At 68.4% G+C, this 7852-nt stretch carries 7 protein-coding genes; all 7 read right to left on the minus strand.

Going from position 1 to position 7852, the window contains the following annotated elements; genetic code table 11:
- Positions 1-17: 17 nt before the first annotated feature.
- Positions 18-1538 carry a hydrogenase large subunit gene (locus AD72_RS19070; protein ID WP_051898775.1) on the minus strand — a complete coding sequence of 507 codons (1521 nt, stop codon included), beginning with the start codon at positions 1536-1538 and terminating at the stop codon, positions 18-20.
- Positions 1535-3052, minus strand: a complete 1518-nt coding sequence (locus tag AD72_RS19075) for a proton-conducting transporter transmembrane domain-containing protein (protein WP_031467883.1) — start codon at positions 3050-3052, stop codon at positions 1535-1537. Before AD72_RS19075 ends, AD72_RS19070 begins: the two co-directional genes overlap by 4 nt.
- Positions 3052-3714 (minus strand): hypothetical protein, encoded by a 663-nt coding sequence (locus tag AD72_RS19080; RefSeq protein WP_031467884.1) that lies wholly within the window; start codon positions 3712-3714, stop codon positions 3052-3054. The genes AD72_RS19075 and AD72_RS19080 overlap by 1 nt, the downstream gene beginning before the upstream one ends.
- A gap of 41 nt (positions 3715-3755) precedes the next feature.
- A complete protein-coding gene (locus AD72_RS19085) occupies positions 3756-4694 on the minus strand; it encodes a respiratory chain complex I subunit 1 family protein (protein WP_031467885.1) in 939 nt (312 codons plus the stop codon).
- Positions 4695-4699: 5 nt separating this feature from the next.
- Positions 4700-6718, minus strand: a complete 2019-nt coding sequence (locus tag AD72_RS19090) for a proton-conducting transporter transmembrane domain-containing protein (RefSeq protein WP_031467886.1) — start codon at positions 6716-6718, stop codon at positions 4700-4702.
- Complete coding sequence (locus tag AD72_RS19095; protein WP_031467887.1) at positions 6715-7200, minus strand: NADH-quinone oxidoreductase subunit B family protein; 486 nt, start codon at positions 7198-7200, stop codon at positions 6715-6717. Before AD72_RS19095 ends, AD72_RS19090 begins: the two co-directional genes overlap by 4 nt.
- A gap of 61 nt (positions 7201-7261) precedes the next feature.
- Positions 7262-7636, minus strand: a complete 375-nt coding sequence (locus AD72_RS19100; RefSeq protein WP_037346451.1) for an ArsR/SmtB family transcription factor — start codon at positions 7634-7636, stop codon at positions 7262-7264.
- Between the last annotated feature and the right edge of the window lie 216 nt (positions 7637-7852).

The following is a 7852-nucleotide window of genomic DNA, read 5'->3' on the forward strand; positions in this document are numbered from 1 at the left end:
ACGGTCCTGGGGTTTGGCTAGAGATCGTTGCCGGCGTAGGAGAGGTTGAAACTCTTGTTGGCCAGCGGGAAGTCGGGAACGATGGTGTTGGTCATGGCGACCGGTAGCGCGGGCCAGTTGAGGAAGCTGGGGTCGACGATCTTGACGCGACTGAGTGTTCCGTCGCCCGCGAGTTCGATGCGGTGCACGATGGTGCCGCGCCAGCCTTCGACGATGCCGACGCCCGAGGCGCCAGGGGCTGTGGGGGTGGCTGATGTGGAGCCGGTCTGTGTCGGGGGCGTGTCTAGGTGGCTGATGGTGGTCACGATCAGCTGCAGTGCGGCACGGATTTCCTCGGCGCGGATACAGAACCGGGACAGTACATCCCCATCGGTGTGCGCGTGCGGTGTGTGAATGAACGTTCCTGGCAGGAATGGATGGTCGTGGCGGGCGTCGATGGTGCGTCCGCTGGCTCGTGCGACCGGTCCGAGGACACCGAGGTCGGTGGCTTGTTCGAGGGTGAGGGTGGCGGTTCCGGTGAACCGGTCGCGCACCACGGTGTGGTTCAGCGCGAGGGAGGCGAGTTCGTCGACGCCGGTGCCGATCCGGTGCAGTACGCCGGTGTCGGGAAGTTGGTGGATGCGGGTGCGGCCGGGGCCGATGGCTCCGCGTAGTAGCCGGTCGCCGGTGACCTGGTCGTTGAGGCGTAGCAGGGTTTCGCGGATGCGTAGGGCGTGGTTGTTGAGGATGCCGTGGCCGACGTCGTTGCATAGGGCTCCGAGGTCGGTGACGTGGTTGTAGAGGCGTTCCAGCTCGAGCAGGATGGCCCGGATCCGGTGCGCATCGGGTGTGATGACGTGGTTTCGTGCGTCCTCGACAGCTTGGCTGAACGCGAGCGCGTGCCCGATGGTGGTGTCTCCGCTGACGCGTTCGGCGAGTTCGGTGCCCTGTTCGGGGGTGAGTCCGGTGAACAGCTTCTCGAGTCCTTTGTGGACGAACCACAGGCGGGCTTTGAGGTTGAGAATGGTCTCACCGACCACGGAGAAGCGGAAGTGGCCGGGTTCGATCATGCCGGCGTGTACCGGGCCGACGGGGATCTCGTAGACGCCGGGACCTTCGACGGTGCGGAATGGGTAGGCCCCGTCGGGCTCGCCGAATTCCGGTGGATCACCGGCATCGGCGAGCATCGGAAACCAGCCCTGGGGCCAATGGAAGTGCCGCACCAGACGGCGTGGCAGCGGGTGATTCTCGGGGAGGATGCCGAACAGGTCCCGCATCTCGCGTTCGAAGCGCCCGGCAGGGAACGAGGCGGCGGCGAGGCTGGGCACATGTGGCCGGTTCCGGTCCAGTGGCACATGCAGTTCGACCCGCCGATCCGGGGCACCGGCCAGGAACAGGTACACCGCGCGCAACCGGTCGGTGTCGTCGTGCCCGGCGACGAGCCCGAGCCGGTAGCCATCGGCGAACAGGTCCGTGGCGTGTCCGGGCAATTCATCCGGGCTGATCGTGCGGGAGTTGCGTCGCTGTCCGCAGGACTTCTCTGTGCTGTGGTCGGTCATGGTGCTCCGATCAGGCTGGTGGCGGCCAGGTGCAGCAGCGGATCCAGTGGGCCGGTGGTGATGCCGATGACCGCGCACACCATAAGGCCACCGATGAGCACGGCCGCTGCCGTTCGCGGGCTTCGGGCCGGTGCCCTCGCCGCACCGGGGGCATCCGTTGGGATGCCACCGGGGAGGTCCGTTCGGAACTCGTCGGGCGCACCGAGCACCATCCGGCTGGTGTGGGTGATCAGCGCCCCGGCGATGACCACCACGAGCAGCAGCACGGCGGCGAGTACCCACCCGAGCCCGGCGGCGAATCCGGCCCGTGCGATCCCCAGTTCGCTAGCGAACAGGCTGAACGGGGGCAGCCCGATCAGCGCGAGCACCCCGAGGCCCAGCACCCCGGCGAGTACCGGCTGGTCGGTTGCGAGCGCGCGCACCTGGGCGATGCGGCTGGTGCCGCGGGTTTGCAGGATCTGTCCCGCGCTCAGGAACAGCACCGCCTTGGCCAGTCCGTGCCCGAGGATGTGCAGCAGCGCCGCCGCGATGGCCAGTGGGGTGCCGATCGCCGCACCCACGGTGACCAGGGCCATGTGCTCGATGCTGGAATAGGCCAGCATGCGTTTGTAATCGCGCTGTGCCAGCAGCAGGGAGGCCGCGAGCAGGAGCGAGACCAGGGCCATCCCGGCAAGAAAGGCGCGGGCGAAGCCGATCCCGAGGGTGAGGTCGGCGATCTGCTTGATCCGCAGCATCGTGGCCAGCGCCACCGAGAGCAGCACCCCGGACATCAGTGCCGAGACCGGGGCAGGGGCTTGGGAGTGCGCGTCGGGCAGCCAGGCGTGCAGCGGTGTGAGCCCGGCCTTGGCGCCGAAACCGAGGAACAGCAACACAACCGCGAGCCGCGTGACGCCCGGGTCGAGTTCGTGGGCCGCTGAAACCAGCGCCGCAAGATTCAGCCCGGGCGCGGCCGTGGTGTGTGCCGCCGCGGTGTTGAGCAGGATCACCCCGAGCAGTGCGAGCGCGATCCCGGTCGAGCAGATGACCACGTATTTCCACGCGGCTTCCACCGCGGTCTTGGTGCGCCGTTGCCCGACAAGGAATGCGGTGCAGATCGTGGTGGCCTCGACCGCGACCCACACCATCCCCAGGTTCGCCGCCAGCACGGCCACCGCCATCGCCGCGAGGAAAAACTGGACGAGCAGGGCGTGCCGGGCCGCGGTGCGGGCGCTGGCCCTGCCCTGATCGATCTCGGTGCGGAAGAACCCGGGCGTGGCCAGGGTCGCCAGCAGCGAGACCGCTCCGATCACGAGCAGCATCACCGCCGCGAGCGCGTCGATCCGCAGCGCCGCGCCCAGTCCCATGATCGGCCCGGTGCGCATCACCTTGGCCGCCGCAATGATCGCCGCGGCGAGCACACCGGCACTGCTCACCGCACCGATCCAGCGGCTCGCGGCCCGCCAGCCGAACACCGCGTACAGCAGGGCCGCGACTACCGGCAGCACCATCGGAACCAGCAGAAGGACAAGGTTCATCAGTCGCGCAACTCCCGCAGCTCATCGAGATCGGTGTCGCCGAAGGTCTCCCGCATCCGCGAGGTCAGGATCCCCAGCACCAGCACGGCCAGCAGCACATCCAAGGACACCCCCGCTTCCACGATGAGCCCGATCCCGCTGGTGGCCAGGAATCCGGTGACGGTGATGCCGTTGTCTACGAGCAGGAACCCCACCAGCTGGGAAAGCGCGTGGCGGCGCGTGACCAGTACGAAGAACCCGATCAGCACCACCGTGACCCCGATCGGGACCAGCCTGGTTGCCGTGGACGGGGACAAGCGCACGATCGGCTGGCAGACCGCGTAGGCGAGCAGGGCGAGCACCGCGACCGCGAGCAGCGAGGCTGCCACGTTGACCACCGGCCGGATCTCCCGGCGCGGGGCCTCGGCGCGCAGCAGCGCACGGCGCAACAGCAACGGCAGCACCCCGGCACGCAGAACCAAAACCCCAGCGGCCACCGCCCATAGTTCGCCGTTCCCGGTGTGCGCGGCCAGTATCGCCACGATCCCGGCCACCACAACGCCCTGGACCGCGAAAACGCGCACAATGACCGCGAGCTCGCGGCGCCACACGATCAGCACCGCGGTCAGCAACAGCGCACCGCAGGCCAGATCGAGCAACTGCGCGTATCCGGCTTCGCTCATCACATCACTCTCGTTCTCCGGGGATCAGGACTTTCGGGCATTCAGGCGAGGAAGAAGGACGACACCACCGCGAGCAGGGACAACAGGAACGACCCGGCGAGAAGCTCGGGCACCCGGAACAAGCGCAGCTTGGCCACGAACACCTCACCAATGGCCAGCAGCACCCCGAGCACCAGGACCTTCACTGCCAAGGCCACCAGGCCGAGTAGCAGGGAAAGCGGGTCGGCGCTGGTGGCGATGCCCCAGGGCACGAACAAGGTCGCGAACAGGCCGAGGAACACTGTTAACCGCATCGAGGCGGCCCATTCCACCAAGGCCAGATCCGGGCCCGAGTACTCGAGGATCATGGCCTCGTGGACCATGGTCAGTTCCAGGTGTGTGGCCGGATTGTCCACCGGCAGCCTGCCGTTTTCCGCGATGATCACCACCACCAGCGCGGCCGCGGCAAGCAGGCTCGCCGGGGACGCGATGTGCGCGGGATCGCCGAGGCCGGATTGCACCATCGCGGTCAGGTTCGTTGACCCGGACGGCACCGAGAGCGCGAAGATCGCCACTAGCAGGGTCGGTTCGACCAGGGCCAGGATGGTCATTTCCCGGCTCGCGCCCATTCCGCCGAAGGCTGTTCCGGTATCGATTCCCGCCAGGGCTAGAGTGGTCGTGCCCATCGCCAACAGGGCGACCACGGCGAACAGGTCCGCGATCGGGGCGAGCACGGTGGCGGTGGTCAGCATCGGCACCGCGACGGCAACCACGAGGGTGGTCGCGGTCAGCAGCAGCGGCACCAGCCGGAACATCTCGCTGCTCCCGCGCGGGCGCAGTCGGTGTTTGCGCAGCAGCTTGCGGGTGTCGCGCCACGGCTGGAGAATTCCCGGTCCCGCGCGCCCCTCGAGCCGGGCCCGCACCTGGCGCAGCACCCCGAGCAGCAGTGGACCGCACGCACCGATGAGCAGCAGCTGCCCAATCGTTCCGGCGATCCGCATGGCGCTCACCAGGTCACCGCCAGTAGCAGCAGGACGGCACACACGGTGTAGAAGCCGTAGGCCAGGTAGCGGTGCACACTGCCATCGGCCAGCTGTCGCGCCCACTGCCCCCAACGCCGGATTCCGTTCAGCACCGGGACATACAGGTGTTGCTCGATCCGATCCGGTACCTGGCGCCGGTACTCGACCGCGCGCACCAGATAGCGCGATTCGGCATCATGATCCACATTGACGTCCTGTTCCGGGCGCAGCACGTTGTCGAACACGCGCTGCACCGGTTCGGCGAACGAGGTCGCGGTGTACTCCATCCGCGCGGTCATCGGCCCGGCCCCGCAGTCCCATTCGCGCACCACCCTGGAGCCGCGCCGCACCGCGATCGCCCGCGCCCCCGCCCACACCAGCAGCATCGCCGCCAGCACCGCGACCGTGAGCAGCGCCGGGGACAGCTCGCCTGCCGCCACGGTCAGCCGCATGGTCACCGCACCACCGGTCACCGCGGGACCCGACCCCAGTACCGACGTGACCGCCGAGCCGAGCGCGGGCAGTACCAGGCCGGGGGCGAGCGCGAGCACCGCGGCCAGCACACCGGAAAGGCCCATGCCGATCAGCATGCTCGGCGGGCTCTCCACGGGACGGGCCGCGGCCTCGGTGCGCGGGCGGGCCAGGAACCCGATCCCGAACGCCTTGACGAAGGTGGCCACGGCCAGTCCCGCGGTCAGCGCGATCGCCGCCACCGCAACGGGCAATACGATCGCCTCCGCCGTGCTTGCCGAAGCCACCCCGTGAATCAACGCCTGCAGCAGCAACCATTCCGAGACGAACATCGTGCCCGGTGGCAGCGCGGACAATGCCAGTCCACCCCAGCCGAACGCCGCGGTCGTGCCCGGCATCGGCCCGCGCAGACCACCCAACTCGTCCAGATCCCGGGTCCCGGTCGCCCGTAGCACCGAACCCGCGGACAGAAACAGCAGCGTCTTCACCGCAGCATGGCCCACCACGTGCAGCAGCGCCGCGCCAAGCGCCAGCCCCGCCAGTCCGCGCTGCCCCGCCACGGTGAACAAACCAGCGGCACCGATCCCGATCAGCACCAGACCCATGTTCTCCGTGGTGGAATGCCCCAGCAGGCGCTTCACATCGGTGCTCATCGCGGCCTGCAGGATGCCGTACACCGCCGAGACCGCCCCCAGGATCAGCACCAGCAGCCACCACCAGCTCGCCCCGCCGCCGAAGAAATCGAACCCAGCCCGCACGATCCCGTACACGCCGAGATTGACCATCGCCGCCGACATCAACGCCGAAACATGACTCGGCGCCTCGGGATGCGCGCGCGGCAGCCACGCATGCAAGGGAACGATGCCCGCCTTCGACCCGAACCCGAGCACCAGCAGCACGAACACCAGCCCGGCCAGCGGCGCCGACAACTGCCCGGCCGCCGCCCGGACCGCCGTGAACGAATCCGTGCGCGCGTGCGCGGCCAGCACCAACAGCCCGATCAGGATCAGCATGAACCCCAGATGCGTCATCACCGCATACCAGCGCCCTGCCGCGGCGACCCCCGCACGCTGCCGATGCTCGGCCACCACAAGCCCAAGCGAGAGCAGCGCCATCAGTTCCCAGCACACCAGCAACGTGCCCACACTCGCCGCCGCGGGCACCAACAACATCGCGACAACGAACAACGGCACACCCGCCTGCGCCACCCGCGATTCCAGATGCCCGCGCGTGTAACCGATGCTGTACACCCCGACCAACACCGTCACCCCCGCGGTCACCACGATGAACACCCCACCGAGCTCATCAGTGGCCAACTGGAAACCCGAAAACGGCAACAGCCACGGCCAGTCCACCACACATGGCTGCCCGGCGAGCACGCCGATCCCGGCAAATAGACCCGCCGCGCCGGTGAGCACCACCCCGATACCGACCGCCCCAACACGTACCCGCGCGGGCAGCGCAACAGCGAGCAACGCCGAAGCCAGCCCGATCACGCAGGCCGCGGCGAACCCCGCGGTGGCCAAGTTCATCGACCGGTCAACTTCCGCATACCCGCAACGATCGCCTCCGGACGAGGTGCGCACCCGGCGATCTCCACATCGACCGGGATCACGTCGCCCACCGCACCGGCGACCCCGTAGGCACCGGCGAAAACCCCGCAGTTGCGCGCACAGTCGCCCACCGCCACCACTGCCTTCGGCGCGGGCATCGCCTCGTAGGTGCGCCGCAGCGGCTCGGCCATATTCCGGCTCACCGGACCGGTCACCAACAGCACATCCGCATGCCGGGGCGAAGCCACCAGCCGTGCCCCGTACCGCTCCAGGTCGTACACCGGGCCGAACGCCGAGCCGATCTCCACCTCGCAGCCATTGCACGACCCCGCGTCCACATGGCGGACCTGCACCGATCCGGCGAACACGGATGCCACCGCGGGGCGATCACCGTCCGGTGCCTGCGGTGCGGGCTCGGCCGCACGGCCCAAACCACGGATCCTGCGCCACAACGCCTGCATCAACGCCTCCTGAACTCACACCGTCCGCCACTGCCGCCGAGCCGCGGCCGACCCTTCCCGCCTAGTCCTCGCCCGATCCCGGCACCACGTCCTCGGAAAGCGGAACTCCGAGCGGGGTGCGCAGATCCTCGAGCAGCTCGACCTGCCCCGAAAGCACACCGGTCAGGATCGTGCGCGCCACCGCCAGCAACTCCGCCACCTGCGGACTGGTCAACGAGTAGTACACCGCCGACCCCTCCTTGCGGGTCGTCACCAGCCCAGCCCGCCGCAACACCGCCAACTGCTGGGACAGATTCGCCGGCTCGATGCCCACCTCAGGCAGCATCTCGGCCACCGCGTGCTCACGCTCACTGAGCAACTCAAGCACCCGGATCCGCGCCGGATGCCCCAGCGTCTTGAAAAACTCCGCCTTCAACTGATACAGCGGCCTGCTCATCGCACCCACCACCGAAGGCAACGGCCGGTACAGCACCTATCCACGATCGTCATACCGCCGATCCTTCCCGATGCCCGCACCGACGCCACACCGCAACACCAGTCGCAGAATTCAACAGTTGCAAACCTTAGCAACTCTGTAACCACAACGCGAGGCAGGCCCCACCGCACTGCCCAATCTGCCGGGACTGTCTGAATAACGGCTCTGTCGCACTTT

This window comes from Sciscionella sediminilitoris (assembly GCF_000737195.2).
GTDB classification, from domain to species: domain Bacteria; phylum Actinomycetota; class Actinomycetes; order Mycobacteriales; family Pseudonocardiaceae; genus Sciscionella; species Sciscionella sediminilitoris.

What these genes read in the sequence shown, in the direction of transcription:
- AD72_RS19095 (WP_031467887.1), bottom strand. Translation starts at nt 7,200, where the DNA reads ATGCAGGCGTTGTGGCGCAGGATCCGTGGTTTGGGCCGTGCGGCCGAG.
- AD72_RS19085 (WP_031467885.1), bottom strand. Translation starts at nt 4,694, where the DNA reads ATGCGGATCGCCGGAACGATTGGGCAGCTGCTGCTCATCGGTGCGTGC.
- AD72_RS19100 (WP_037346451.1), bottom strand. Translation starts at nt 7,636, where the DNA reads ATGAGCAGGCCGCTGTATCAGTTGAAGGCGGAGTTTTTCAAGACGCTG.
- AD72_RS19080 (WP_031467884.1), bottom strand. Translation starts at nt 3,714, where the DNA reads ATGAGCGAAGCCGGATACGCGCAGTTGCTCGATCTGGCCTGCGGTGCG.
- AD72_RS19070 (WP_051898775.1), bottom strand. Translation starts at nt 1,538, where the DNA reads ATGACCGACCACAGCACAGAGAAGTCCTGCGGACAGCGACGCAACTCC.
- AD72_RS19090 (WP_031467886.1), bottom strand. Translation starts at nt 6,718, where the DNA reads ATGAACTTGGCCACCGCGGGGTTCGCCGCGGCCTGCGTGATCGGGCTG.
- AD72_RS19075 (WP_031467883.1), bottom strand. Translation starts at nt 3,052, where the DNA reads ATGAACCTTGTCCTTCTGCTGGTTCCGATGGTGCTGCCGGTAGTCGCG.